The 25,156-nt window shown below is 55.7% G+C and carries 26 protein-coding genes and 1 pseudogene; 16 read left to right on the forward strand and 11 right to left on the reverse strand.

All coding sequences use genetic code 11. From position 1 onward, the window contains the following. Positions 1-80: 80 nt before the first annotated feature. From GS605_RS18740 to GS605_RS18760, 5 genes are all read left to right on the forward strand, one after another. Positions 81-338 (forward strand): antitoxin, encoded by a 258-nt coding sequence (locus tag GS605_RS18740; RefSeq protein WP_247744402.1) that lies wholly within the window; start codon positions 81-83, stop codon positions 336-338. After that, the gene (locus GS605_RS18745; RefSeq protein WP_171724962.1) at positions 335-727 is read left to right on the forward strand and encodes a type II toxin-antitoxin system VapC family toxin; all 393 of its coding nucleotides are present in this window, start codon (positions 335-337) and stop codon (positions 725-727) included. Before GS605_RS18740 ends, GS605_RS18745 begins: the two co-directional genes overlap by 4 nt. After that, positions 724-1,266, forward strand: coding sequence for a hypothetical protein (locus tag GS605_RS18750; RefSeq protein ID WP_171724963.1), 543 nt, complete (start codon positions 724-726; stop codon positions 1,264-1,266). Before GS605_RS18745 ends, GS605_RS18750 begins: the two co-directional genes overlap by 4 nt. 460 nt (positions 1,267-1,726) lie before the next feature. Further along, entirely contained in the window at positions 1,727-2,089 is a 363-nt protein-coding gene (locus tag GS605_RS18755) for a hypothetical protein (RefSeq protein WP_171724964.1), read from the forward strand. Positions 2,090-2,955: 866 nt separating this feature from the next. Next, on the forward strand, positions 2,956-3,822 hold the full coding sequence (locus GS605_RS18760; protein WP_171724965.1) for a DUF932 domain-containing protein: 867 nt from the start codon (positions 2,956-2,958) through the stop codon (positions 3,820-3,822). A 255-nt stretch (positions 3,823-4,077) separates the two neighbouring features. Here the strand turns inward: GS605_RS18760 and GS605_RS18765 are convergent, their stop codons facing one another. From GS605_RS18765 to GS605_RS18775, 3 genes are read right to left on the reverse strand one after another with little or no spacing between them, the layout of a single operon-like run. Next, complete coding sequence (locus tag GS605_RS18765; RefSeq protein ID WP_171724966.1) at positions 4,078-4,323, reverse strand: hypothetical protein; 246 nt, start codon at positions 4,321-4,323, stop codon at positions 4,078-4,080. Continuing rightward, a complete protein-coding gene (locus GS605_RS18770; RefSeq protein ID WP_171724967.1) occupies positions 4,320-4,772 on the reverse strand; it encodes a hypothetical protein in 453 nt (150 codons plus the stop codon). Before GS605_RS18770 ends, GS605_RS18765 begins: the two co-directional genes overlap by 4 nt. Further along, a complete protein-coding gene (locus GS605_RS18775) occupies positions 4,759-5,535 on the reverse strand; it encodes a ParA family protein (protein ID WP_256369031.1) in 777 nt (258 codons plus the stop codon). Before GS605_RS18775 ends, GS605_RS18770 begins: the two co-directional genes overlap by 14 nt. A gap of 520 nt (positions 5,536-6,055) precedes the next feature. Here GS605_RS18775 and GS605_RS18780 point away from each other — a divergent pair. The 6 genes from GS605_RS18780 to GS605_RS18805 all read left to right on the forward strand — a co-directional run bounded on the left by GS605_RS18780 (position 6,056) and on the right by GS605_RS18805 (position 14,993). Continuing rightward, the gene (locus GS605_RS18780; RefSeq protein ID WP_171724969.1) at positions 6,056-6,502 is read left to right on the forward strand and encodes a MobC family plasmid mobilization relaxosome protein; all 447 of its coding nucleotides are present in this window, start codon (positions 6,056-6,058) and stop codon (positions 6,500-6,502) included. Continuing rightward, complete coding sequence (locus GS605_RS18785) at positions 6,499-9,294, forward strand: relaxase/mobilization nuclease domain-containing protein (protein WP_171724970.1); 2,796 nt, start codon at positions 6,499-6,501, stop codon at positions 9,292-9,294. The genes GS605_RS18780 and GS605_RS18785 overlap by 4 nt, the downstream gene beginning before the upstream one ends. Next, positions 9,291-10,268 carry an ATPase, T2SS/T4P/T4SS family gene (locus GS605_RS18790; protein ID WP_171724971.1) on the forward strand — a complete coding sequence of 326 codons (978 nt, stop codon included), beginning with the start codon at positions 9,291-9,293 and terminating at the stop codon, positions 10,266-10,268. The genes GS605_RS18785 and GS605_RS18790 overlap by 4 nt, the downstream gene beginning before the upstream one ends. A 457-nt stretch (positions 10,269-10,725) precedes the next feature. Further along, positions 10,726-13,059, forward strand: a complete 2,334-nt coding sequence (locus GS605_RS18795) for a cation-translocating P-type ATPase (RefSeq protein ID WP_170635069.1) — start codon at positions 10,726-10,728, stop codon at positions 13,057-13,059. A gap of 154 nt (positions 13,060-13,213) precedes the next feature. Further along, positions 13,214-13,636: a TRAP transporter small permease subunit gene (locus tag GS605_RS18800; protein ID WP_253283351.1), complete on the forward strand. Its 423-nt coding sequence runs from the start codon at positions 13,214-13,216 to the stop codon at positions 13,634-13,636. Positions 13,637-13,652: 16 nt separating this feature from the next. Further along, on the forward strand, positions 13,653-14,993 hold the full coding sequence (locus GS605_RS18805) for a TRAP transporter large permease subunit (RefSeq protein WP_253283352.1): 1,341 nt from the start codon (positions 13,653-13,655) through the stop codon (positions 14,991-14,993). Between the two features lie 116 nt (positions 14,994-15,109). Here the strand turns inward: GS605_RS18805 and lspA are convergent, their stop codons facing one another. Further along, complete coding sequence (gene lspA, locus GS605_RS18810) at positions 15,110-15,598, reverse strand: signal peptidase II (protein WP_170635071.1); 489 nt, start codon at positions 15,596-15,598, stop codon at positions 15,110-15,112. Between the two features lie 5 nt (positions 15,599-15,603). Then, positions 15,604-15,999 (reverse strand): DUF411 domain-containing protein, encoded by a 396-nt coding sequence (locus tag GS605_RS18815; protein ID WP_371807778.1) that lies wholly within the window; start codon positions 15,997-15,999, stop codon positions 15,604-15,606. A 302-nt stretch (positions 16,000-16,301) separates the two neighbouring features. On the opposite strand from GS605_RS18815, the gene GS605_RS18820 reads away from it, so the two are divergent. From GS605_RS18820 to GS605_RS18835, 4 genes are all read left to right on the forward strand, one after another. Then, on the forward strand, positions 16,302-16,730 hold the full coding sequence (locus GS605_RS18820) for a helix-turn-helix domain-containing protein (RefSeq protein WP_170635073.1): 429 nt from the start codon (positions 16,302-16,304) through the stop codon (positions 16,728-16,730). Between the two features lie 133 nt (positions 16,731-16,863). Beyond that, positions 16,864-17,763, forward strand: a complete 900-nt coding sequence (locus tag GS605_RS18825; RefSeq protein ID WP_371807779.1) for a cation diffusion facilitator family transporter — start codon at positions 16,864-16,866, stop codon at positions 17,761-17,763. Positions 17,764-17,994: 231 nt separating this feature from the next. Continuing rightward, positions 17,995-18,429 (forward strand): cytochrome c, encoded by a 435-nt coding sequence (locus GS605_RS18830; RefSeq protein WP_170635075.1) that lies wholly within the window; start codon positions 17,995-17,997, stop codon positions 18,427-18,429. Positions 18,430-18,555: 126 nt separating this feature from the next. Beyond that, positions 18,556-19,155, forward strand: coding sequence for a DUF6647 family protein (locus GS605_RS18835; RefSeq protein ID WP_170635076.1), 600 nt, complete (start codon positions 18,556-18,558; stop codon positions 19,153-19,155). Positions 19,156-19,329: 174 nt separating this feature from the next. On the opposite strand, the pseudogene GS605_RS18840 reads toward GS605_RS18835, so the two are convergent. The 5 genes and pseudogenes from GS605_RS18840 to GS605_RS18860 all read right to left on the reverse strand — a co-directional run. After that, positions 19,330-19,560, reverse strand: a pseudogene (locus GS605_RS18840) (copper-transporting ATPase); the annotation flags it as partial. 212 nt (positions 19,561-19,772) lie between these two features. Continuing rightward, positions 19,773-21,206 carry a mercury(II) reductase gene (gene merA, locus GS605_RS18845; RefSeq protein ID WP_170635077.1) on the reverse strand — a complete coding sequence of 478 codons (1,434 nt, stop codon included), beginning with the start codon at positions 21,204-21,206 and terminating at the stop codon, positions 19,773-19,775. Positions 21,207-21,217: 11 nt separating this feature from the next. Then, positions 21,218-21,487, reverse strand: a complete 270-nt coding sequence (locus GS605_RS21105) for a mercury resistance system transport protein MerF (protein ID WP_253283353.1) — start codon at positions 21,485-21,487, stop codon at positions 21,218-21,220. 9 nt (positions 21,488-21,496) lie between these two features. Then, positions 21,497-21,793 (reverse strand): heavy-metal-associated domain-containing protein, encoded by a 297-nt coding sequence (locus GS605_RS18855; protein WP_170635078.1) that lies wholly within the window; start codon positions 21,791-21,793, stop codon positions 21,497-21,499. Between the two features lie 11 nt (positions 21,794-21,804). Next, a complete protein-coding gene (locus GS605_RS18860; protein ID WP_170635079.1) occupies positions 21,805-22,209 on the reverse strand; it encodes a mercuric transporter MerT family protein in 405 nt (134 codons plus the stop codon). 73 nt (positions 22,210-22,282) lie between these two features. Between GS605_RS18860 and GS605_RS18865 the strand changes: the two genes are divergently transcribed. Beyond that, positions 22,283-22,711, forward strand: coding sequence for a helix-turn-helix domain-containing protein (locus GS605_RS18865; protein ID WP_170635080.1), 429 nt, complete (start codon positions 22,283-22,285; stop codon positions 22,709-22,711). A gap of 226 nt (positions 22,712-22,937) precedes the next feature. Here the strand turns inward: GS605_RS18865 and GS605_RS18870 are convergent, their stop codons facing one another. Beyond that, positions 22,938-25,118: a type IV secretory system conjugative DNA transfer family protein gene (locus GS605_RS18870; RefSeq protein WP_171724972.1), complete on the reverse strand. Its 2,181-nt coding sequence runs from the start codon at positions 25,116-25,118 to the stop codon at positions 22,938-22,940. Between the last annotated feature and the right edge of the window lie 38 nt (positions 25,119-25,156).

Genomic DNA, 25,156 nt, shown 5'->3' on the forward strand with positions numbered 1-25,156 from the left:
GCCTAAGCTTCATTCAGTGCCAGCTTGAAAGCAATACGTGAATGATATATATTAATGATAGATACCACATGGAGGCAGCAATGCCAGATGCAGCGGTTGCAAAAGTGTTCATGACCGGCCGGTCTCAGGCGGTTCGGTTGCCGAAAGAATTCCGGTTCAAGACCGATGAAGTGCGGATCAGGGCCGAAGGCTCAAAGGTCATTCTTGAACCCATCGAAAACGATTGGGAGTGGTTGGACGAGTTGCACAAGCTGGGTCCGCTTGATGAGGATGCGGCGCGGGCTGCCGAGGAAGATGTTCCGTCGCAAGACCGCCCGGAACTGGATGTGTTCAAGTGAAATACCTGCTCGACACCAACGCCGTCATTGGCATCATCGCTGGCAATCGCGACCTGATTGACCGCTTGTCTGAGCATGTGCCTAGTGATTTCGGCGTTCCCTCTGTCGTTATGTATGAACTCTATTGGGGCGCATACAAAAGCGCGAAGGTTGCTGAGAATGTGGCGCGTGTGGAAGCGCTCCGTTTCGAGGTGCTTGACCTGTCAGCCACCGATGCGAAAGCCGCTGGTCTGATCCGCGCTGATCTGTACAAGAAAGGCACGCCCATTGGGGCATATGACCTTCTGATCGCGGGGCAGGCGGTTTCGCGCTCCCTGACGCTCATCACCAATAACGTCAAAGAGTTTCGCAGGGTTGAAAATCTGATCTATGAGGACTGGCAATCATGACCAAAGTCACCACGCCAACCGCCGCAGAGAGCGCAATCCGCCGCGTGTGGAAATCTGCGCAGATGTATATCGCGTTCCACAAGGACCAGAAAAAGCGAAAACGCGAGGAGCCGAAGCTTTGGCCTCCAAAGAACGGCAGCGCGTCCTTGCATGATGATATCGCTGAGCAGGAGGCCATCGTTGTCGTCAAAGCAGCTGATGCTGAAGACACCCAGGATGTGCAAATCAAACTGCATCCCAGCCGGATCGTTGTGCGCCGTGATGCCGATAAATGGTGGCAGGGTGTTGCGATGGGCGATCATTCTGTGACCGTCCGCATGGCCGATAACACGATCATTGAAATCCGGCATGACGGTTCGGTCAAACGCCGGTCCGCCGACGATGAAACCCATGTTGAAGCAGATGGCAGTATTTTCAAATGGACCCCGCACGCAGAGTCAACGATGACCGGTGATGGGATCGAAATGTCCCGCCGTACCGACGATCGCATTGCGGCCATCACGCATGACGGCGTTGTCGATCGGGCACGCAAGCGCTAATCTGACTTCAATACCTCGAGACTTTCCTTCGGTTAGACTTGTGGCCCGCATCGTCGGGCCATTCTTTTGTCATTGTGCTAGCGTCGATGTTCCTCTGGTGTCGCTTGGCTGTGACGGCCGCTATTGCGTCCGATGCAACCCCGAACCGTGGCGCTAGAACACCTGCAGCCCTCCGCCTCCGCTGGCAGGAAAGGGCGACTTGCGCCACCCCGCACTGTCGCAATCTCCTGCAAGTCAATCCATTTCAGGAAGGCCACCAGCTCGCGGAACTGAGCAACGCGCATGTGATGGATCGACTTGGTTTCGCCGCCATCAGATGTGGATCGGTGTTCAAGCCTTTCGCTCGCAGCCGCCCCTGTAGTTCGTGCCGTTTCACTGGTCTGACAGTCTTCACTCCGTTGCCAATGAAGATCCTCGCTCCCCGTGTTTCTTCAAGATGAACATATGCAAGCAGTCGGGTTTGGCGCTGCTGATCTGGCAACAGATCAACAGCTTCAACGGCTATTTTCCGCAGCCGGGCAAGCCCGGCTTTGCATCGCGAAACAAAATAGCCGCTGACATCCCCTCAGTGCTCGCAAAAGCCATGTTCATCGAAACACTCAAAAGCGAGGATCTGAAAATGGCAACTCAAACTCTGAAACTGAACGTCAAAGCCGGTGAAAAAGATGGCACAAACTACTGGGACCGCTGCGGGGTTCTCTTCGTAAACACCGACGACGTTTCTGGCGAAATCAAGTCGATCACCGTCAAACACAGTATGTTCCCCAGTGTTGAAATGGTGGCCTTCCCAAAACGGAATGACGAGGACGGTGTAACCGAATAACCAAAGGGCAGGGCGGCGCAAGCCGCCCTTTTCTGTGCTCCGGCTTCTGGTCGGCATCAAGATCATCTGGAGGTGATCTTGATGCTATCACCGGAGAGAAGTGCCGGAATATGATAGGCGACGCATCAATTGTAACGCTTGATAGCCTGATCGCGTCGGGCAGTCTTGGGCAGGTTTTTTCCAAGTAACTGAGTGGCCGGGAGTCAGCATAGTGATCAGGGCAAATCACGCGCCTTCAGCGCGTGACCGCGTGCTTGGCTCCAGCCGGACCTACCGGCTTACGCCCCGAACCAGACATGCCCATTCTCCCTGCGGCCCGAGGGCTGTGAAACCTGTCTCATCCGAGCCAGCTTTCACCGCAGCCGCAAGTCGCCTGATCACGTCCGTTTCGGCCCTTCGGGTGACGCCCGTTCGCTTCGCCTTTTGCTAGGGCCACGCTCGATAGACATCGAGCAAAACGCAGACCGACAAGCGGACTGCGATGCTTGTTTTCCCGGGCGTCGCGGGGCCGAAAAGCTCTCGTATCTGATCCGGTCCAGGGGGAAGGCGCAACGGGAGACCCGCGCCCTGGCGCGGCTCACATTTCTCATTCCCATGCGCCTCAAGCAGAAAAACGGCTTTCACGCGCAGAGCGCGCAAACCTTCCGTTTTTCAGCCTGACCCCCAGTCCTCCAATCAGATCCGGATCTTTTCCATCGGCCCCCCTCCTTCGCCGGGAAAAACGCGGAGGGGCGAGGGTGGCTGATGTCAGTCCAGCAGGCGTTCGGGTGAAGCCCTCACCCTTGGCCTGCTGTGTTCACAACAAGCAGCAAGCGGACAGGTCGGGCGCAGATCGGCCACCGCATCACCACAGAGGAATATTCCTGATGACTTACAATCGTTACATGCGGGGCATGTCATGCGGCGGACTGGTGACAGGGGAGGCGCTGACCAACGACCAGCTGCGCCAAGCTGTCCCGTCTATTTTTGCAACCGAAGGTCACGAGAGCCGCTCTGACCGCTTTGTACCGGTCCCGACCGTAAACGTTCTGGACGGGCTGCGGAAAGAAGGGTTTGACCCGTTCTTTGCCCAGCAGGCGAACACCCGTGTTCCGGGCAAGGCCGCGTTTACCAAGCACATGCTGCGGCTTCGTCACCGCTCGATCACCAACAGCGACGGCGAGTCCTTCGAAATTGTACTGGTCAACGCCAATGACGGGACCAGCAGCTATCAGATGATCCCCGGCTATTTCCGGTTTGTCTGCGCCAATGGCTTGATGGTGGGCGATACCTTTAACGAGGTGAAGGTGCGGCACTCGGGAAACGCGGTGTCCGAAGTCATTGAAGGCGCGTTTACCGTTTTGGACGATGCCGAAGACATCACGGAGCAGGTGCAAGACTTCAAGGCCATCACCGTGAACGACGCGGAACGGAAGATTTTGGCCGAAGCCGCACACCAGTTGCGTTTTCCTGAAGCGGCCAAAGAAGATGGAAAACCCGCGCCGATTGATGCGTCACGGTTGCTCAGCACGCGCCGCAACGCAGACCGCTCGGCTGATCTGTGGACCGCGTTCAACGTGGTTCAGGAAAATGTCATCCGAGGCGGGATTTATGGGCGTGTCCGCACAGCCGATGGTCGGACCCGCCGTCAGAGGACCCGTGCCGTTGCCGGGATCGACCAGAACAAAGCGCTCAATCGCGCGCTTTGGACGCTGACCGAGAAAATGGCCGAATTGAAAGGGGGTGGCGCATGAGCGCCCCCTTTTTCCTGGCTTGCTCATTTCTCACAACAAGCATTGACCCAAGAGTTTAGAATGTCCTCTCCGCTGGTGGGGCTGAGGGCTATCCAGTCGGGTCAATTTCAACCTTGGGCGAAATTGACCTGACCGAAGCAGGCTGTAAGCAGAGACACCGAATATCTCAGCGTCAGCCTGTGGGTAGTCCTCGGCCAGCGCTGCCCTGGCCGCCAGCGTGACATTGGAGGTTTGTCGCGACGGAACAAAACGCGATCAATGTACCTCTTTTTCTTGCATCGTTGTTCTGATCGTCTTGGCAATTTCTTTGTCGTTTTCCAGCATCACTTGCCGGAACAGACTTCCGATATTCACACTCGCACGCAGCGGCGGCGGCACATCTTCCAGCAGGTCCAGAAATTCCTTTTCTACCTCACCGCCTTCAAGGGCTGATACCTGAAACCGGATCGGAGTCCGCACGACGCTCTTGGTTTCATTTGTTGCTTTTTTGCGCTTGCTCATTGTGCATCCCCGTTCAGGTTGTTCCGGATCATAGCCGCAATGGCGGCATCGTTGCCCTGCAGGACCTCTTTGAAAAAGGCTCCAAGGTTAAAGTTCTTCTGGAAGGCGGCAGGTATGTTGCCGCGGACCTCTTCCAGGGCCGCCGCAATCTCACTGCCGTCTGATGTGGAAATCTGAACCCTGATCGGTTGCCCTGCGGCACTTAGGTTTTCGGGCTGGGCAGGTTCTTTCTGCTTTGGTTTCGCAGGGGCCGGATTTAACCGTTTTGGTTTTGCGGTCGGTGTCGCGTCTGCCACCGGTTCTGTCTTCACCCCTTTGGCAGACTCAGGTTCCGGCTTTGGGCCAGTTGCAGTTTCACCCTGTTCCCGCTTGCTAAGATCCGTCACGGTCGGCGCGATGTCGGATGCAGGTCCGTTCAGCAGGCTATCGATGCTCTTAGGCCGGGACATGCTGCACCTCGCTTTCCTTCAGAGCATTTAGGACATAGTCAGCATTGCTCAGCGCCTTTTGGCAGCGATCCGCCATGCGGCGGGCGTTCGACCTAGCTGACTGCGTATCCGCCTGTTCCATGGCTTCTTCAGCGAAGCCCATCAGCCTCCCGATCGTTGTCCCCGCCCTAAGCGCGTCGTCCATCGCGGCGGAATCGGCAATGCCACTGATGCAGGTAAACTGCTTTTCCAAAGCCTGTTTGCCCTTCTGGATACCGGCTGACTGCGCAACAGACTGTCGGGTGAACATAATCCGAAACTTCTCTTTCGGGTCTGCGGTGCTGCCGATTTGCTGCATCGCCGCCTCACACGATCTGTATGTGACCAGGATTGGCTTGTATTCTGCCGATGATCCATCAGACGGGCACAGCACCATATCGGCCACGGCCATCGCCATTGCAGCCGTCATGCTAGGTTCGCCTTTGGTGTCGATCAGCAGGTAGTCAAAGCCTCCCGCCTTTTCTGCCTCAAGAATGTGGGCATAAGCGAGTTTGGCATTCTCCGCATCTTCCTTGGCAAACTGCCCGGCCTCGATCAGAAGTTCATCTGCGGGGATCGGGTCCAACCCGTTGTTCGGAATCAACCATTCCGATAGTGTGCCTTGGGAATCCAGATCGAGGATACGGACATGTTTGCCCTGATGGTGCAAAGCAGAAGCGAAGGCGACGAGCATGGAAGATTTCCCAGCTCCGCCTTTGGAGTTTACAGCGGCATAGATTTTCAATTTGGTCTCCGGGTCTGCGCCCGAAAGCCACGCCGCGCAGCGGCGTGCTACAACCGGGCTCGCGATTGCAAGTTATCGCGCGACCCGTCACCCGCGCTGACACAGACGCTATTGCTTTTCTAAGCAATACTCAACCGTCTATAACCAGGAATGCCAAAAGGGTATTGCCAACAGACGTTTGCTACATGCCAGATGGTTGGCGATTATCAGGCATATGGAACTTGCCAATGGTCTGGTGACATGTGCCATCTGGCAAAGCCCGCCAGCCAGACGGCGACAGCGTAATGGCATTTGCCACGGATCGGACGCCAAACGGATTTTGGTTAGTGGTAGGCGTCAAGCCGTCGTGGCTCCCGCTACGGACCGTCTACATCCTACGCTTACTTTGCGGGATAATACAGATTGTGCTATCGACAATCTGATAGACTTGCAGTCGGCTATCAATTCAACTTACACTTGAAACAGCATACGCGCGGTCTGACGGGGCCACGCACGATTTCTGATCGTGGAGAAAGCCCCGATGCCACCTGGCGTACCTAAATCAGTCACGACAACCATGCGCTTTGATGAGGACGAATTGACGTTCCTCAAACAACGCAGCAAGGCCATGCAGTTGCGCAGTGTGACTGGATTGGTGCGTGTCTGTATCCGCATTGCCTTTGGTATTCCGTCGAAAGAAGAGTTCCGAACACAGCAATTCAAAGAGCACCTGGCTCAGTTGGTCGGCATGGCGAACAACCTCAACCAGATGACCCGTGCCGCAAATGCCGGGAAGTTCCGGCTCAACAAACGCACCGAAGAACAGATCGAGGACATGAAAGTAGAGGTTCGGGAATTACGCCGTCTGATCGAGGACTATTCCGACGCCGCCCATCAGCGGTCTTTTACCCGTGCATTAGAGATCGAGCGGCTTGCGGAAAAACAGCGCGCGGCGCGTGTATCACCAAAGGCGAAGGTTAGATCATGACCAGCCTGACCACGGCATATGACCCGGCCTGGGAGGCGCTCTTTGGAGAGTTTCAGCTTATCCCGAACCTAAAGCCGCGCCCTGGTCAAAACCCCGCGCGGTCGCGGCGTCGGTCACCGCAACGGCAGAGCTCGTCAGGTGGCGCGGCTGGCATGATTGCCAATGCGCTTCTGACCAATCAGGCGGTGGTCAAGATTGTCCGAGGTGGCGGTGTCACGGCATCCGGCCGTCTGGGCGGCCAGCTGTCTTACATCACGCGCAAGGGCACCGTCGAAATGGAACGAGGCGATACCGGCGAGTTGACGCATGGGATGGAGGGTCTGCGCGACGTCCAGGACGAATGGGCGAAGGATTGGGCCCGAATGGACGCGCGGGTCACGAACTACAGCTATCACGTCATCCTGTCCTACCCCAAGGACACAGACCGGGAGGCGGCGAAGCAGGCCGCGCGCAGTTTCGGCGCGCGTCTGACGAATGGCGAATACGGCGACCGCTACAAATATGTGATGGCCCATCACGACGATACCGGCCATCCGCATACACACCTGGTGATCAGCCGGGCAGGGGCGTCTGGCAAGACCCTTCAGATCAGCCGCTACGGGATCACAACGCAAGATCTGCGAGAGCTGCAGGTTGAGACCGCTCGGGACGTCGGCATTGTTCTGACCGCGACCAGCCGGTTCAGCCGCAACCTGCGCCCGGAACGCGAAAGCAGCGCGCGGGTTCATGCAAGGCGCGACGGCCGGGATCTGCGCGAGCGGCCGGCCCCAGAGCAGCGCAGAGGTTTTCCGTTTTTTGGCATCGGCCGACAGCAAGTCGCCGCGCCGGACCAGCTGCAGGTCATGAGCGATCAACGCAATGCAGACTATGCCGCCCTTGGCGAAACACTCCGGTCGCATCACGCCGGTTTTGAGCAGGGCATTTTCACAACCCAATACCCAGGGCGTGCCGAGACCCTGGGGGCCTTTAGCAAAGCTGTACTCGGCGCAGCATCAATCCTGGTGACGGACGGGGTTCTCAGATCAGAGGAAATCGACATGAATCAACAAGTCGCCAACCAGATGGACCCGGCACAGGCCCCCGCCATTGATAGGGAGATGAAGGCCATTGGAACCGATGTCCGTGAGTTTATCACAGGCATGGACGCCAAGGCCGAAGCCATGCAGGACGAGGACAAGCGCAGTCAGACAGAGGCCGCGATTTCACGGGTCCTGCGGGACTACGAGCCGCTTATGGATGAAGAGACCAAGACGTTCTTTGGCAAGCGGCTGGAACGGGATGATGAGGTTGAGGTCGGCCGCGATGATGTTGATCCGACACGCCAGCGCCGGGAAGCTGAACGGGATGCAGCAGATCCAACGCGCACCAAGCCCATCGGACAGGAGCGTGCTGGCTCAGATGGTCGGGAGCGTGCCGATGCAAACGACCCGCGCGCTGCTGCCACCAAGGCTGTGCTGAAGGATGCCGACAGGCAAGTGGCCGAGCGGTTCGAAGCGATGGGCATCAATGGCGATCTGGTCTTGTCGCGTATCCGCAATGGCGCCGATGTAGACCGGCAAACGCGCGAGAATTGGTTCGAAAGGGATGTGCGGACATTGGCCAACGCGCATTCGCTCAGCGAGAACCAGGCGCGGATCGACATGAAGGCCGCGTATAAAGATGCTTCTGAGACCTACCGCGATGCCCGTGGCGAGATCCGTGACATCAACCGCGCCTTTGCAGAAGGCAGGGGAGACGACTTCCTGCAAGAAAAGATCAAGACCGGCGTTCAGACCGAAATCCAGACCATGAAGGGGCAGGGTTTTGATCGAGCCGCGATCGGTGGACGTTTGCTTGAGATTGAGGATCGGGTGCAGGAGCGTGTGACAGGCCGCGCATCGGATCGTGATGAGGGTGGCGCACGCCCGGGCTCAAAACGGCAAGGGCAGGCACCAGATGCAAAAGCTGTTAGCTCTGCCCCGCAACGTCCCGATCTGGACGCAGGTGTGCGGGGGCAAATCATCGGTACTGGTGACGCGCTCTTCAAAGAAGACGACAAAGACAGCCTGTCGCCTTATGTCGATCTGAAAGTGGACGGCCGGGACAAACCCTTCCGCGTCTGGGGCGTCGATCTACCTGACATGATGCAGCGTGAAAATCTCAACATCGGTGACACCGCCACACTTGCCCATGACGGTTACAAGAGAGTGACAGTGACCAAGAGCGATCCAAAGACCGGCGAAGAGAAGACCATCGAGGCAAACCGCCGCGCCTGGAAAGCAACTGACATCGAGCGCGCACCGCGTGAGGAACAACGCGGACTTGAGCCACTACAAGAGGCTGCGCGTATCAAAAGGGATGCGCCCCAAGACCGGCCCGAAGGAAAAGGCCAGCAGGACCGCACCGTTCGGCAGGAGGTCACCGTTGAAACCGGCGTCACGGGTGTCATCGTCGATGCCAAAGAGGCTCTGGTGCGCCCCGATGATCCAAACACCAAGTCGTTCTATGTGGATATGAAGGTCGAGGGCAAAGACGAACCGGAACGGATCTGGGGCACCGCTCTGCAAGACCAGATGGCACGGAACAACATCTCGGTTGGTGACAAAGCCACGTTCGTCAAAGCGGGCAAAGAAGAAGTCACCCGGTCACGCCGGAACCACGAGACCGACGAACCGGAGCGCGTCAATGTCACCCGCACGGCCTGGGATGTGAAAAACGTCGATCGGCAGATTGACCGTGATCCGGTGGTGCAAGAGCAACGGCGTCGGGAACGGGAAGAACGCGCCAAGGGCGACCGGAGCGTGAGCCGATGAGCCGTCATCTCGAAAGTACGTTGAATCGGGTGTTCGGAGAGCAATTGCTCTCCGATCCTCTCCTGTCTGAAATCGTTCTGAACCCGGACGGTCGGGTCTGGATTGAGCGCAGCGGCGAGCCCGCCATGCGTCTGCAGGACGAGCCGATGGGTGAGGATGATGCAGAGGCGCTCGCACATGACCTGGCCGGTGAAAATCCCATTTCCAGCAAAACGCCGCTGGCCGGATCGCAGTTTGAAATCGACGGGTCATTGTGGCGGGCGCAGGTCGCGGTCAAACCTGCTGTTGAGGCTGGCGTTGCGTTTGCCTTGCGCCGGGCCGTGGCAAAACAACTTTCGCTCGATGATCTGATGCAGGGATTGCCGGATCTGGGCGCCAACATGGATGATCTGAAGGCTGGCGTTGATCCCGCCGATGAGGCTGTGTTCGATGCCTACGAGAACAAAGGTTTTGGTGATTTTCTGTGCGCGGCGGTCAAGGCCAAATGGAACATCCTGTTGTCGGGCGGGACATCCTCCGGCAAAACGACCTGGTTGCGCGCCTGTCTTGGTGAAGTCGACCATTCCGAGCGGATCGTGACCATTGAAGACGTGCTGGAAATTCGGCCCAGCCAGCCCAATGCGGTTTCTCTGGTGGTCAACAAGAACGCATCGAGCAGCGATCTCTTGAAAGCCTGTCTGCGATTCCGACCGGAGCGGATCATCATGGGGGAGCTGCGCGGAGCGGAAGCCTATGATTTTCTGTCGGCCATCAACTCGGGTCATCCGGGCGGGATTTCCACCTTGCACGCAGCATCACCGGAATCCGCCCTGTCGCGCCTGGCTCTGATGGTCCTGCAGGCGGATACCGGCCTGACCTATTCCGAGATTCTCGAATACTGCCGCTCGATGATCGATGTGATTGTGCAGTTTCGGAAAGCCGGGGATCAGAGGCGACCAGTGGCCGTCAGAGTGCTCAGGGAGAAAGCGGGATAGGTTTTTGAACGCCCGATGAGGAAGTGGCCGAAAGAGGTTTTTGCGGTCGCGCAGATCGTCCGCAAGGCCAAGCCGACGTTCAAGCATCCTGCGGAGAATGGCCGCAAGGAGCCCATAACGGTGCAAGAAAATTTTGCTGCGAGTGCATGCAGAGCGCTTACCTGCTGCACCGCCAAATGGTACTCGCTGCTTGGCAGAATGATATGCGGCCGTTCAGAAAACACGCGGCGATAGTTCGACCGACATGCCGGGGAAACCGACAAGGCTCCAACGCGATGTAGTCACGTCAATCTCAGTTTTAGCGCATGCGCATACTCGATAACCGGCATTTTTACCTAAACCTATGCAACGGTTTAGAGGCGGCGTCACCAAAAAGCTATTTGGCAATAAATGTGTTGAACCTCTAGTAGCTATAGAAGTTAGTCTGCGCAAAATTAATCGAATAGTGAGGCGAATCATGCCTGTTGAGAAGTGTATCAGTGGATCGGAACGCAGCCAAAACCAGACGCAAAGTAGTGGTGCGTGTGGTAGTTCTTGTGGCGAAGCGATAGCGACGCCGGGCGCATCCGAAGCAGGGCGAAGCTTTCGCGTGACAGGTCTTGATTGCGCAGAAGAAGTTGCGATCCTGAGTCGTGTCGTCGGTCCCGGAGTTGGAGGCGCAGAACATCTGGCCTTTGATGTTTTGAATGGCAGGATGATTTTGCGCGAGAGCGCGCAACTGGTGTCGGATGAGACAGTCATTCGACTTGTTGGCTCTACCGGCATGAGCGCCAAGCCCTGGGACGCTGAGACAGCCGAGGCAGATCAGGCATCGCATTTCAGGCAGCAACGATTGTTCACAGGGCTGAGCGGTTGTTTCTGGGCCGCCGGGCTTACATATCACGTGATCGAAACAGGGGCGGGAGGTGCAATCAGTTTGTTCTCCGGCCATGGCGACACACAGATGCCAGTGATCGAAGTTTCCGCATTCCTTATAGCGATCATTTTGGGGGTTTGGTTGGTTGCGCCAAAAGCATGGTCTTCGTTGCGACGGTTTTCTCCAGACATGAACCTTCTCATGATCATTGCTGTTGCTGGCGCAATTGCTATCGGAGAGTTTTTCGAGGCCGCGACAGTCGCATTCTTCTTCGCGCTTTCCCTGACCTTGGAAAGTTGGAGCGTCGGAAGAGCGCGTAACGCAGTTTCCGCCTTGCTTAATCTCGCACCGCCCACAGCCAGAGTGATCCGGGAGGATGGTCGTGAGAATGACATAGCTGCGGCAGATGTGTCCGTTGGAGATAAGTTTGTCGTGCGGGGCGGTGACCGCATCGCCCTGGACGGCGAAGTTATTGATGGCCGTGGCGAGGTTGATCAAGCGCCCATTACAGGCGAAAGCGCACTTGTGCCGAAAGAAACCGGCGACGAGGTTTATGCAGGTACAATCAATGGCGATGGAACTCTCATCGTCCGCGCCACGAAGCCTTCTTCAGATACTGTCCTATCTAAGATCATCCGCATGGTCGGAGATGCCCATTCGCGGCGCGCGGAGGTGGAGCAGTGGGTGACAAAGTTTGCCCGCATCTACACCCCGATTGTTATGATTTTGGCGTTTCTGATCGCTGTGATTCCGCCTCTTCTTACAGGCGGTGCTTGGAACTACTGGTTTTATAATGCGCTTGTGTTGCTGGTCATTGCCTGCCCTTGCGCTCTAGTGATCTCGACACCGGTTTCAATAGTCGCAGCACTCGCATCCTCTGCTCGACACGGCGTACTCATTAAAGGTGGAGCCTATGTCGAAGCCCCGTCGCAAATGACCGCTTTGGCTATGGATAAAACAGGGACCATTACAGAAGGCAAACCTGAAGTCACAAACCTCCGGCCACTAGGCAAAACCACGAAAGCTGAACTGTTGCAGGCAGCGGTGGCATTGGAAGCCCGTTCCTCGCATCCACTTGCACGAGCCATTTTGGAGCGTGCAGCGTCTGACGGGATTGATCCCGTCGCAGCGGAAAATACGAAAACCGTCCCCGGTCGTGGGGTCGAAGGAGAGTGGCAGGGACAGGAAATCTGGTTGGGTTCGGACAGGTTTTCTGCGGAGAAAGGGCTTCAAGAAACCATTCCCTGTGACTTGCTGCATCAGATTCAATCGGCAGGTAGCACAATGGTCGTGGTGGGCACGTCTGATCGATTGCTTGGCGTAATCGAATTGCGGGATAAGATCCGTGCGAATGCAAAGGGCATTGTTGCCCGGCTGCATGCCCAAGGTGTGACGAAGATCATCATGCTGACCGGTGACAATGAGCGCACCGCCCGTGCGATCGCAGCTGAAGTTGGAATTGATGAGGTCCGCTCAGAACTTCTGCCCGAAGACAAAGTTACCGCAATCGAGGAACTGACAGCCAATCATGACGTGGTTGCGATGATCGGTGACGGCGTCAACGATGCTCCGGCAATGGCTCGGGCGCACTTTGCAATTGCAATGGGCGCGGTTGGTTCGGACGCCGCCATTGAGACGGCGGATATTGCGTTGATGACCGACGACATCGGAAAAGTTCCCTGGCTTGTTACCCATTCGCACAGAACGATGGGAATTATCCGCCAGAACATCGGCTTGTCGCTTGCGACCAAGGCGTTGTTTGTCGGGCTGACTGCCTTTGGCATGGCCTCTATGTGGGGAGCGATTGCCGCAGATGTAGGCGTATCTCTTTTGGTCGTCACCAACGCACTACGACTATTGAAAGCCCGAAAAGATGAGGAACTGGAACTGCATGGTGACCGCAAGGCAGGCGCCCGCAGTGCTGTCACAGCGTAAACCTGTAGACAATGAGTAGGGGCGCATAGAACGCCCGGGGAAAAAGGGGAACGACTTGGGATTGTTGAGTTGGCTTGACCGTTGCATTCGGGTTGTCGGTGTCCTTGCGTCATGGACGACTGTAATTCTGATAGCCGCCTACAGCGCGCTTCAGATGCTAGATCGTAAGCTTCAATTGGGTGTCTCAGGCTATTTGCCAGACCTTTCCACTTCTTTGTTGTTCATCCTGATATTTATGACCTTCGGCTATACCTACCTACGCGATGGTCACGTCCGGGTAGACGTCTTCCGACGCCACTGGTCGGCGCGCAGAATTGCGTGGATTGAGTTAATTGGATGCCTCTTTGTGATTTTGCCGCTTGGCGTGATCCTGACCTACTATGGTTGGGACGGGCTGATGCGCACGACGAAATACGCCGATACCCAGGTCTGGGCTCGGCGTGCCGCAGGGTTCGTTGGTCCGATACTACTTGCGCTGGCCGGATTTATCGTTGCCGCTCGCAACATTGCGTTTCTCGCGGGTAGACGTCCAAACGGTGCGCCCGAGACCGCCAGGGGCTTGCACGATGGCGAGTGAGATTCTGACCATCGCGATGCTGTTGACCATGGCTATTGGCGTTTTCAGCGGGTTCCCGGTGGCGCTAATTCTGGCTGGCACAGGCTTCCTGGGATTTGCAGCAGCGGCATGGTCGGGGATGACAGATTTCCAACACCTGGGCCTGATCTATTTTCGGGTCAGGGGTGTGCTAACAAATGAAGGCGTTCAGTTTACCAGTGTTCCGCTCTTGATTTTTCTGGGGCTGATCCTGAACGCCAGCGGTATTGCCGAAACCATGTTTCGCTTGTTGGGGCGGGTCTTGTCAGGTGTCCCCGGACGCTATGCGATCGCGACACTCCTGATTGGTCTCGTTCTTGCCCCTGCGGCCGGGGTGATCGGTGCGTCGGTCGTTACCGTGGCCCTCGTTGCATATGCACCTATGTTGGCGTCTGGGTACGCGCCTCGAACTGCCGGAGCGGCTGTGGCAGCCTCCGGCGCGCTCGGCGTGGTTTTTCCACCGGCAGTGCTGCTCTTTTTCGTGGCGAACCTGTTCCAGTTGCGGATCGGGTTGATGTATGTGGCTTTGATTGTACCGGTATTCCTGATGGTGACCGCGTTCTCGCTGTTTTTCGCAACGACACTCTGGAAAAAAGTGGAAACGCCCGTAGCAGTCTCCGATGGAAAGATTTGGGCCGATGTCGCATCAGTCATTGCTGCTGTTGTCGTGATTGCGTCAATCCCGTTGAGCATCATTACAGGTCTTGCCACTCTTTCCGAAGCCGCAGGAGTTGGGGTGTTCGGCGCGCTTGTTGTCGCGCTGTTCCGTCGGCGGTTGTCGTTCTCAATGTTCAATTCGGTGACGGTTCAGACCAGCACGATGACGTCAATGGTGTTCTTCATCGTCGTTGGCGCAACGGTATTCTCACTCAGCTTCAATTTGGTCGGCGGACCCGACGTGATTTTCAATTGGATATCAGGCTTCGATCTCACCCGGTGGGAAATGCTCGCGATATTGCTGGGCGTCGTCATTGTTCTTGGGTTTGTCTTTGACTGGATCGAAGTTCTGCTGGTCTTTGTGCCGATACTGATGCCGATTTTCGCGCAACTCGATTTTGCCGACCATGTGGGCTCCGCTTATTTTGCAAAGATGTGGTTGGCGGGTCTGATTGCGCTGTCGTTGCAAACTTCGTTCCTGACACCACCATTTGGTTATGCGCTTTTCTTTGCGAAGATGGCCGCACCGAAAGGCGTAAGTCTTGCTGACATCTACCGTGGGGCCGTTCCCTTGGTCGTCATGGAAGTCCTTCTGATTGCGACTTTGATCTGGTTTCCTGAACTCATCACATGGCTCCCTGAAAAGGCACTGAGCGCTGCTGATACTCCACTTTTTGATTGAGCTGACCTAGCTTTAACCGCGCTGGTCCCCGGCAGCAGAAAAGCTTCTTGGCTCGGCAATCCTCCAAAAAGCTTGGTGTCTGAACAATCTGATCCGGGTATTTTCAATGGAAGCCGCTACGCCGGGTTGCGAACCTGGTGGAAGATCAACAGGGATACACCGCACAAAACCGCTACATCGGCCAGATTGAAAGACGGCCAGTGGTAATTTCCGATATAAAAGTCTAAGAAATCCGTAACACCACCGTGTCGGACACGATCTGCGATATTGCCCAATGCGCCCCCTAAAATCAGGCCGCACCCAACGACTTCAACCTTGTGGTTTGACCTAAGCATTACGCTCGAAATCCACAAACAAATCAGCACAGCGAGAACAGTCAATACCCACCACGGCATGCCACTAAGTAGCCCGAAGGTGACCCCTTCGTTGCGCGTGAACACCAAGTTGAAGCCGGGCACAACCGGCAAAGCGGCAGACAGGCGGTGCGCGTTTTCTAGCACTGCTTCCTTGGATGCCTGATCTGCCATCAATGCGACGATGACTGCCAAACATCCTAAGAGGGCCTTGTTGGAAAAAAACAAGGACAACTTCAATCTTCCGACCATTGGGATCAACTCGCGGGGTATGAGTTATAGACTTCCAAGCTTCCGTCCTTGCCGATCAGCATGACGTCATATGGTTCACGACGACTTCCAAAGTCCATACCGGGCGATCCTAACGGCATTTTTGGCACGGCAAGACCTACCGCATCAGGACGTTCTTCAAGCAAGCGGCGAATATCAGCCGCCGGTACATGGCCTTCAATGATATAGCCGTCGACTTGTGCCGTGTGGCACGAGACCATTCGTTGAGGTACGCCGTTGTCGAGCTTGAACCGAACCAGTAGCCCACCGAACATGTCCTCGCTGGTGGTAGCAAAGCCGCTTTCTCGCAGATGCTCGATCCATGCAAGGCAACATCCACAACCCCTGGTTTTTATCACATGAATTGACGAGGCGCTGGCCATGCTCGCGGACGCGATCAACGCGCAGATCAGTGGTAACAGCAGTGATGTGCTTTTTCTGGGGTGCATGGGTAAATTCCGTCTTGTTCGCGACCATGGGTTTTCTGTCAGGGCGTATCAATTGTGAATTGACAGAGGTGCTTGATATTGGTGGCCCAAAATGATCTCTACATGCTCTAGTAGGTATAGGTTCAAGCAAAATCTTCGCAGATAAGGATGCGAAGGTATTTTTCCAGAGTAAGCCGCGAAGGCTTGTCGCCTGAAGGCTTCATTTCTATAGTTGCTGAAGGTTTAGGGGGCATTGAATGCTATCAATTGGAGCGCTTGCGCGTCGTACCGGAACAAATGTTCAAACAATCCGCTACTACGAACAGATTGGGATCATGCCTGAACCCGGGCGTAGCAGTGGTGGCCAGAGGCGTTATGGGAACGAAGCGGTTGACCGCCTGTCATTTGTTAGGCACGCACGCCAGCTTGGATTTCCGTTGGGCGCAATACGGGAGTTGCTAGAGCTTTCCGACCAACCGCATCTGACCTGCTCGAATGTTGACCACATCGCACGGAGGCAACTGAAACATGTTGAATCCCGCATACGCCGTTTGAAGTCCCTACGTAGCGAGCTTCGACGCATGATTGCAGAGTGCAGTGGCGATAGCGTCGCTGAGTGCCGCATTCTTGAGGTTCTAAGAGATCACTCCGAATGCCTGACAGATCATGGGAACGAGAAGGTGTAGCAAAGTGTCAGAATCCAGAAGAAATGCGCCCATCACGAGAAATCTTACTTGAAGCTATAGCCGCTATAGGAATTACACTCACGTCGTAGAGCGTCCGAGGCCCATCGGAGCAAAGCGTGCGGAGTGAGGCACTATTCCTGACGATGTAACACAAAAAAATGATGGACGTCGCCTCGCTGGCACCGCGGCTTGGATACGGGCGTTGCTTTCGGTTGTTCAGATCGTCGGAGGTTTTGTTTCTGGAAGTACGGCCCTCGTAGCCAATGCACTGAATGGTCTCGCTGAGATGACGTCTCATCTGATTGTACTGGCCGGGCGCAGGCTTGCGCGCCACCCGCCTACGAAGGAGATATCTTTCAGCTATGGGCGAATTGAGACAGTCGCTGCCCTGGTCAGCTGCTCAGTGACACCTGTCATCGGGCTGTTCTTAGTCTACTTCAGTCTTGTTCGGATGATTGAACCCGCTCCGACCAACGGACGCATCGTCGTGGTAGTTGCAGCTATCGTGCTGCTGGCTAACGCGATTGTAGACTGGCTGACCAGGATGTCTGGGACAGGCAGCGCCACGGCGCGCTCGATTTCTTCCCGCGAACTGAGTTCTGCGCTTTCAACCTTTGCAGTCGTAAGTGGGGGCGCGCTGCTGATGCTATATGACATTCGTTGGTTTGACCCTTTTGTTGCCATTGTCATCGCTTCAAGGGTCGTGTGGGCCTCAGTTAGGGAGGTTGCTAGAACACTCCGCTTTTCGACGTTGGAGGGTCGTCCAAAAGTCGATGCAGAGGAAATAATTCAACAGATTAAATCTGTTGACGAAGTAGAAAGCGTTCACCATGCGCATTTCTGGCTGCTGGACCCACAAAGCGTAGCTCTCGATGCCCACATAGTCGTTTCAACGACATGCTGGCAAAATGCTGAGGCGGTTAGAGATCGGATCGAAGCAATGCTCATTCGCAAGTTTGGCATCGCGCATTCGACGCTCGAACTGGAAACTCCAAACAGAGAGTTAGATGAGTGCCACGCCTACGGAATGTAAGGACGACGGTATTGTACAATGAATGAGCAAGATGGCCGGGATTGGTGAACAGAGAACACCGATTTGAGGCCATAATCTGAGATTAGGAGAAACGGCATGTTCGGAAGATTAACCAGAAAAAGGTGCCTGTTCGCTCTGGTGCTGTTTGTGGTTCCACAAACACTTGGAGCGCAACAAGGGGGATCGTGTTGCAACGATAGGTGGGGCTCTGATTGGATGGGATCAGGGCACATGCACGATCCGGACAACTGGGACTGGAACGGAATGCGCCCAGGACAACGCCAACGTATGCAGCGGCATTGGACCTACATGAATGAGGGTGTTCCTTCGGCCTACCGAGGCGCTCGAAGCACAGTAACGGTCACACAAGACACGATTGAGACAGGGGCCGAGCTTTACATGGATAACTGTGCGAGCTGCCATGGCGCAAAAGGATTCGGCGACGGTGAGGCGGGCCGCAGCCTTGTGCCGTCTCCGGCATTGCTGAATCGCTTTGTGCGGATGCCGATGGCTGGCGACGAGTACCTGCTTTGGGCAATCTCCGAAGGAGGAAACCAATTTGGAACGGACATGCCACCATTCAAAGACGTACTGAGCGCAGATGAGATTTGGACGATTGTGGCTTACATGCGTGCAGGATTTCCCACGGTCGATGTCCAGAAGTAGATCGTCGCGGTCCCATTTGCGCTGACGTAAGGCACCCTTTGTTGGCGATCCCGGCCATACGGTTCAGGGAAACCATAGTCCTTACGTGCGGAGCCGAATACACCAAATGCCCAAGGGAGAGAACCAATGCACCTGTGCCGTTCACTCACCGCTCTGTTTGTCTTGCAAATGTTCCTCTTTTATGTGCCGTCACCAGCTACCGGCCAGTCCATTGAACAAAGAGAATTTGACGTCCCAGGAACGGGTTATGTGATCCAGTTCAAAGATTTACTGGACGGCCAAGAAAGGCCATCCCCGCAGCTCGTTGATGCCTTGATGTGCTGGGTCAAATGCGTCACCGAATTGCCGGAACCCGGTAGAGCATCCAACTTTCGCTTCATTCAGCAAGCGGCAATGCCTAATCTGGCATTTGGTGATCAACCGGGCCTTAAACAAAATCCCGGACGCAATGTGCTCGACATCGAAGCGCTCTATGATCGCAAGAACGGGACAATTGTACTTCCCGAAACTTGGCGTCCATCTCCGCTGAGCTTGTCAAGGTTCGTGCATGAACTGGTTCATCACTTTCAGGCGGAAGCCAACCTCACGTATGCTTGCCCTGCCGCTGCGGAGGCCTTGGCATATGATGCCCAAGAGAGGTGGTTGGGGCTATTCGGTAAAACGCTTGAGGAGAGCTTTGAAATCGACCAGCTTACTCTATTTGTACTAACGAACTGCGGGTTTTGAAGCGAGCGCATCAAGCACGTCTTGTCTTCCACGGTGGCGCAGTGTACAGGCGACGACGTACCGGAGTATCCTGTGATCGACGCACTGACAGAGATGGCGTAAGGGGCTTTTCAGCAAAAATCCGAGTTCAATCGCTTGCTCTGTTTGCCGCCATCGCTGCGGAGCAGCTTCGTTCTAGAGTTGCACGCCCCGAAGTCTGAGCGCATTGCCAATCACCGAGACGGACGACAGGCTCATCGCCGCAGCCGCAAACATTGGCGAGATCAGCAATCCGAAAAATGGGTAGAGAATGCCTGCCGCTATCGGCACACCGGCCGTGTTGTAGATCATCGCGAAAAACAGGTTCTGGCGAATGTTGCGCATCGTGGCCAGTGACAGGCGCCGCGCCCGGACGATACCACCCAACCGCAACTCTGACAATTCTTGTGGCGTTGGTGGCCGAGCACATTGGACAAAACTCTCAAGAATTAACCTGTGAACAGATCGTGTCTCTTTCGACAGATCGAACCACCGGTCACGCATCCGTTCTTCTGTCAAGAGGGATCGCAGCGCGTCATCCGCGACGGGGTCAGCCACGTCTGACCAGTCCAGGTAGGGGCTGCGGTCAAAAAGATTCATTATCCGGCGCAGCAAGACAGCTTTGCCACGTCCTTCTCAAATGTCTGCGCTGCCAGTTTCAGCCCTTCTACAGTCGTGAGGTAGGGAAAGATCATGTCGCCCAAGTCATCGTAGGTCATGCCCATTTTCAGAGCCATCGCAGCGGTCTGGATCGTATCTGATCCCTCTGGTGCGATAATATGGGCCCCAAGCAGCTTTTTACTTTGCTTATCTGCCACCAGCTTGATGAGACCACGGGTGTCACGAGCCGCGAGTGCGCGCGGGACATGTTCAAGACCTAACACAGATGTTACGACTTCATGGCCATCTGCAGTGGCCTGCGCCTCGGTTACTCCGACACTGGCGATCTGGGGATCAGAAAAGACCACGGAGGGCATGACGCTATTGTCATAGTTAAGCGAGTTGCCGTTCATGGCGTTCTTTGCTGCCAGCTTCGCCCCATAGGCCGCCATGTAGACGAACTGATCATTACCAGTCACGTCGCCAGCAGCATATACGCCTTCGCGGGAACTGTTCATCGCAGGATCAACCACAACGCCACCTCGCGCATCCGTGGCGATCCCGGCAACATCAAGCGCCAGTGATCTGGTGTTTGGAACACGCCCCGTCGCCAGCATTAGCCTTTCTGCATCAACAGTCAGGGGCTGACCGTTTCGAGTGGCGTGTAGACGTACCCCCGTCTCGGTGGTTTCAAACCGATCATAGGACAGCCCATCGAGAACCGAGATACCTTCATCTGCAAAGGCTTCCGTAAGTGCAGCGCTGATTTCGGGCTCAGCTTCGGGCAGCAGCCCGCGACGGGTCACAATCGTGACTGTCGCACCCGCCCGCGCAAAGAACTGCGCAATCTCGACGCCTATATAACCCCCGCCCATAACCATTAGCGACGCAGGCCGCTGATCGAGTTGCAAGGCGGACGTGCTGTCCAGCCAATCAAGATCAGCCAAACCAGGAATGTCAGGGACATGTTGGGATGATCCGGTCGCAATGATGACCTTTGTGGGTTTCAGGTTACGTTCACCGACCTGAATCGAACCGTCTTCCTGAAAGACGGCCTGACCTTCGATATAGGTCACGGCCTCGTAGCTTGGCAGCACATCGACGTATTTCGCGGCTCGCAGATCATCAACCAGCGTTTGTTTCTGTGCAATCATCGCTTTCCAGTCGGTGACTTGGCCAGCGGCTTCGATACCATCAAAACGACTGGCCGCCTTTGCAGTGTGCAGCGTTTCTACGGCGCGGATCATGGTCTTGGAAGGCACACAGCCGACGTTCACACATGTGCCGCCAATCGCGCCATATCCAACCAAGGCGACACGCGCGCCTTCATCCGCTGCCGTAATAGCGGCGGAGAAACCGGCAGAACCCGCGCCGATCACAACTAGGTCAAAGGTGTCAGTTTCAATATTGGGAGATGTGCAGCAATCTGACATGGAGCAGCCTTTCAGGAATTGGTGTTTGGTGCGCGGCGGATCAGCGCGTAGATCGTAATGAGGACAAACACCGCCAGAGCAGGCATGAGAACATAATCGAGATAGCCGACACCAACTCCAACAGCGATCAACAGGATGGTGAGAATATCAAGGCCGGTTGCTGTACCGATAGCCCCGCTCAACATAGATGCAAGGACAGCGGCGTGTCCGCCGCAGCAGATCACGACCACCGGGGCCGCAACTATAAATGCAAGGATGCCACCTGCCGATCCGTCTTTCATTGGAGGCGATCAGGAACCGGATGGTACAGCGACAAGATCAGCTTCATATCCGGCTGCAGCTGATGCGAGAGCAATATCCTCAGCACTCACAACGGTGTCATCAAAGACGACCTCGGCTGTCAGCGTGTCAGCATCCGCCGTTACTTGCGTGACGCCTTCTACGCTTCCCATCGCTGATTCAACGATAAAGGGACAGCTCGGACAATGCATGCCGGGAACCGAGAATGTCACGGTTTGCTCTCCCGCAAAAACGGAAGAAGCGGCCAATAGGCCGATGAGGGCTAAGACGGGAGTGTGGAGTTTCATTATGGTTCCTTTCACAGACCAAGAAGAATGGGTGCAACGACGGGCGCAATCCAGTTCCAAAACAACGCAATCAAGATGAGAACCGTCGAGACCCAAAGCGCGAATTTGACCAACCGATTTGGAAGTGGCCGCGCACAGGCTTCTCCATCCGCGCAGGCCTTGGGTTTGCGATAAACCATCCAGAAGCCATAGCCGAGGAATCCAAGTGTAAGCGCAATAAAGATCGGCTTATAAGGTTCAAGTGCTGTCAGATTGCCGATCCATGCACCGGAAATGCCAAGGCTGAAAAAGATCAATGGAACAACGCAGCAGGTTGATGCTGCGAGAGCACCAAGGACACCACCGGCCGCAATCATGCGGGCTTTTTTAGTTTTGGGGCCGACCTGTTTGAGATCGACATCAATTACGTCATTCATTCAAGAACCCGCTTTTCAAGTTTCGAGATGCAAGATACGATCTGTAGCAACTACAGAAGCAAGGGGGTTTTCGATGGCTGAGTTCACGAATGCGCGAGGCTATCCAATCGGTGCAATGTCGAAGCACACGGGCGTAAACATCGAGACGATCAGATACTACGAACGAATTGGGATCATGCCAAAACCCGACAGAACAGCGGGCGGCAACCGGCAATATAATCACGACCAGCTCAAGCGCCTATCCTTCATCAAGCGTTCGCGTGAGATCGGGTTTAGCATTGAAGAAATCCGAGCGTTGCTGGAAATGGTGGATCGACGCGACTTCACCTGCGGTGAGGTTCACAGCATGACGGTCAATCACCTTGCGTCGGTCACAGAGAAAATACTGTCCCTGCATCGGTTGGAAGATGCGCTGGAAGCGATGGCGGCAGAATGCAGTCGTGGCGATGTGCCAGACTGTCCGATACTGGATACCTTGTTTGAAGTATCCGAAACCGGATGAATTCACCGAAGCGGGCATTGAACGAACGACGGTTTAGTCCGCGTCTTTCGTGTCCAACCACCATGCAGCGAAAGCGCGGTTTGGATCAGGTCTTCGAAGCCAGCTGGGAAAGGCCGTTTCCGCGACTTGGACTGCGACGCAGCAAAAAACCCGCCGCACGTGCAAAGTGATGCTGCGCCAGCGAAGGCAAAAAACCCAAGGTCGGTTTTGTCCGCATCTTGCCAGTTCATGCCCCACGCAGCGAATGGCCACTGCTCATCATGCTTTCGCCGCTGAACAGCGGCATCAACCTGTTGACCAGCTCGTCAGGTGAGAGCCGCTGTGCCAGATCGGCAAGTTCGGGTTCTCTGTTCGGGCTGACCGGTGCCAGATTCAAGAGGTTGCCGAGATTGACCGCCAGGCTTGGTGCTTTCACCGTTTTGATTGCCTGAGTCAGCTGACGGTCCTCGGCTGTTTCCTCATCATCGGCAGTCTCGCGCGGATCTTCGAAGTACCCGTAGCCTGCCACGCCCTGATCAAGATATCCGTCATGCTCGGGTGGATCAAAAGCACGTGGGCCGCTAACAGCCGCACGCTGCGACAAGGACGGCTTTGCAACCGGCTCAGGTTCCTGTTCTTCGGCCTCAGCCGACTTTGAAGTGCCCGCATCCTTCAGGAACTCGTCATACCGAGTCACAACGCCATCTTTCACGACAGGCACATCCGGCCAGGGTTTGCCCTTTTGACTGTCATTCAGCGCTTTGAACCGATGGTCTTTATAATAGGACACCCGATTTGTCCGTATCGGGAACATACCTTTGCCAGTGATAATGACCTCTTCCTTGCCGAGGCGGCCAATTTCTTCTGGGGTGAGCAGTGCCCGGCTTTTTTCAGACCAGCTTTCAGACCGGCCGGGCTCTTTCGACCAGTTGCGCCCCGAGACGGATTTCTGCGTCACAGTCTTGTTGCCAAGCGCCTTGGACAGCTTTTGCTTTGTCTCCTCTGAATTGGGGGTCAGCCACACATGCAGATGCGAACTCTCTGTCAGGATTTCCTCTCCAGCTGGCCCATAATGTTCACGCAGCGAGGCCGGCGATTGCACAATAAGGCACAAGCGGCCACCATACCCGGGCAGGGTGGTCACGGCATCGAGGACACCTTGCATCTTTCCAAGCGAATGAAACTCATCGATCAGAAACAGGACCGGCAAGAAATCTTCACCCGAGGCCATGAGACGACGACGCAACGCATTGATGGCGCATTGGATGAACAAACGCACCAAAGGCCGCGACACCTGCTTATGCGCCTCTGGAATCGAGATGTAGCAAGTTTGAGGTTCCCAACGCATCGATTCAAAGTCGAAGTCATTGGCCTTTGTCGTGCGAACGATCGCAGGATTGCGCCAAGCGTTCAGACCACCGCCCATCAGGACCGACAAGTATATCCCCAGCTGCTTATTGTCCTGTCCTGCCATACGCAGCATTGCGCCCTTTGAAACAGGATCAGGCGCGCGCGACGCGAGGGCGGCAAACATGCCTTTGTAATCCGGTATCTCATCATCGCCTGCCACATCCGGCGTCAACACCTGCAGGACGCGCCCGAGGGAAGGTTCCGGTTCATTGCAGACGATGGCCGCCGCGGCTTCAAAGATTTCCTGCGCATCTTCCATCAAAGACGCCTCAGCGCCGGTTGAACTTTTGGGCGCCAGCAGCGCGGCACTGATTTCAGATATCCGCACAAGTCGGTCTTCCAGGTCATCCATTGCCGCAATCTCAACCAGCGGGTTGAAGCTGTGCGATCGGCCGACAAGGGAGCAGGCTGGGTTGTTCGGAAACTGCACGTCGAACGGCGACAGAACCCGCACCTTGTCACCCTTTTCCAACCGCCGCCGTGACGTGGTTTCGAAAAGCTCGCCTTTGACGTCATAGACGATCAGTGAACCGGGGTAGTCGAGCAGGGTGGGGACAACGATACCGATACCTTTACCGGAACGCGGTGGACCCGAGACAAGCACCGTGCCCTGATCATCTGTATGGGCGCGCAAGTGAGGGGCCTTTTTCTCGGGTTTGCCCAGCTTACCCAGCAACAGACCCCAATCACTGACCAGACGCGCCGCGCGGATTTCTTTTGCTGTGGCCCAGCGTGCGTCCCCATGCGCATCAGTAGCCGTCACGCCAAACACCATCCCGCCAAAGAGATACGCCAGACCCGCGCCTGTCATCAGCCCGAGCGTGATGCCACCCCAAAGCACCAGGTCCCAATCCTTCTGGTGCATCGTGTTGCGCTGGCTGAGCAGGAGCCACGGCCGCCATGTTTCAATGTCGCCATTTACCTTCCACGCAATCAAAAGCGCGGCCCAGAGCGGGATGCTGAGGACGCCAGCGGCAATCGTGTAAGGAAGGTGGGTCTTTGCCTGTATGGTGCTCATGGCATTCTCCTTCAGGACAAGAGTTTTAAGGAGTGGAA

The sequence above is a fragment of the Ruegeria sp. HKCCD7559 genome (genome assembly GCF_013110575.1).
Classification (GTDB): domain Bacteria; phylum Pseudomonadota; class Alphaproteobacteria; order Rhodobacterales; family Rhodobacteraceae; genus Ruegeria.

Coding starts and splice junctions, on each gene's coding strand:
- GS605_RS18740 (WP_247744402.1), top strand. CDS start 81: ATGCCAGATGCAGCGGTTGCAAAAGTGTTCATGACCGGCCGGTCTCAG.
- GS605_RS18750 (WP_171724963.1), top strand. CDS start 724: ATGACCAAAGTCACCACGCCAACCGCCGCAGAGAGCGCAATCCGCCGC.
- GS605_RS18760 (WP_171724965.1), top strand. CDS start 2,956: ATGACTTACAATCGTTACATGCGGGGCATGTCATGCGGCGGACTGGTG.
- GS605_RS18765 (WP_171724966.1), bottom strand. CDS start 4,323: ATGAGCAAGCGCAAAAAAGCAACAAATGAAACCAAGAGCGTCGTGCGG.
- GS605_RS18770 (WP_171724967.1), bottom strand. CDS start 4,772: ATGTCCCGGCCTAAGAGCATCGATAGCCTGCTGAACGGACCTGCATCC.
- GS605_RS18780 (WP_171724969.1), top strand. CDS start 6,056: ATGCCACCTGGCGTACCTAAATCAGTCACGACAACCATGCGCTTTGAT.
- GS605_RS18785 (WP_171724970.1), top strand. CDS start 6,499: ATGACCAGCCTGACCACGGCATATGACCCGGCCTGGGAGGCGCTCTTT.
- GS605_RS18790 (WP_171724971.1), top strand. CDS start 9,291: ATGAGCCGTCATCTCGAAAGTACGTTGAATCGGGTGTTCGGAGAGCAA.
- GS605_RS18795 (WP_170635069.1), top strand. CDS start 10,726: ATGCCTGTTGAGAAGTGTATCAGTGGATCGGAACGCAGCCAAAACCAG.
- GS605_RS18800 (WP_253283351.1), top strand. CDS start 13,214: ATGCTAGATCGTAAGCTTCAATTGGGTGTCTCAGGCTATTTGCCAGAC.
- GS605_RS18805 (WP_253283352.1), top strand. CDS start 13,653: ATGCTGTTGACCATGGCTATTGGCGTTTTCAGCGGGTTCCCGGTGGCG.
- lspA (WP_170635071.1), bottom strand. CDS start 15,598: ATGGTCGGAAGATTGAAGTTGTCCTTGTTTTTTTCCAACAAGGCCCTC.
- GS605_RS18815 (WP_371807778.1), bottom strand. CDS start 15,999: ATGGCCAGCGCCTCGTCAATTCATGTGATAAAAACCAGGGGTTGTGGA.
- GS605_RS18820 (WP_170635073.1), top strand. CDS start 16,302: ATGCTATCAATTGGAGCGCTTGCGCGTCGTACCGGAACAAATGTTCAA.
- GS605_RS18830 (WP_170635075.1), top strand. CDS start 17,995: ATGCACGATCCGGACAACTGGGACTGGAACGGAATGCGCCCAGGACAA.
- GS605_RS18835 (WP_170635076.1), top strand. CDS start 18,556: ATGCACCTGTGCCGTTCACTCACCGCTCTGTTTGTCTTGCAAATGTTC.
- merA (WP_170635077.1), bottom strand. CDS start 21,206: ATGTCAGATTGCTGCACATCTCCCAATATTGAAACTGACACCTTTGAC.
- GS605_RS21105 (WP_253283353.1), bottom strand. CDS start 21,487: ATGAAAGACGGATCGGCAGGTGGCATCCTTGCATTTATAGTTGCGGCC.
- GS605_RS18855 (WP_170635078.1), bottom strand. CDS start 21,793: ATGAAACTCCACACTCCCGTCTTAGCCCTCATCGGCCTATTGGCCGCT.
- GS605_RS18860 (WP_170635079.1), bottom strand. CDS start 22,209: ATGAATGACGTAATTGATGTCGATCTCAAACAGGTCGGCCCCAAAACT.
- GS605_RS18865 (WP_170635080.1), top strand. CDS start 22,283: ATGGCTGAGTTCACGAATGCGCGAGGCTATCCAATCGGTGCAATGTCG.
- GS605_RS18870 (WP_171724972.1), bottom strand. CDS start 25,118: ATGAGCACCATACAGGCAAAGACCCACCTTCCTTACACGATTGCCGCT.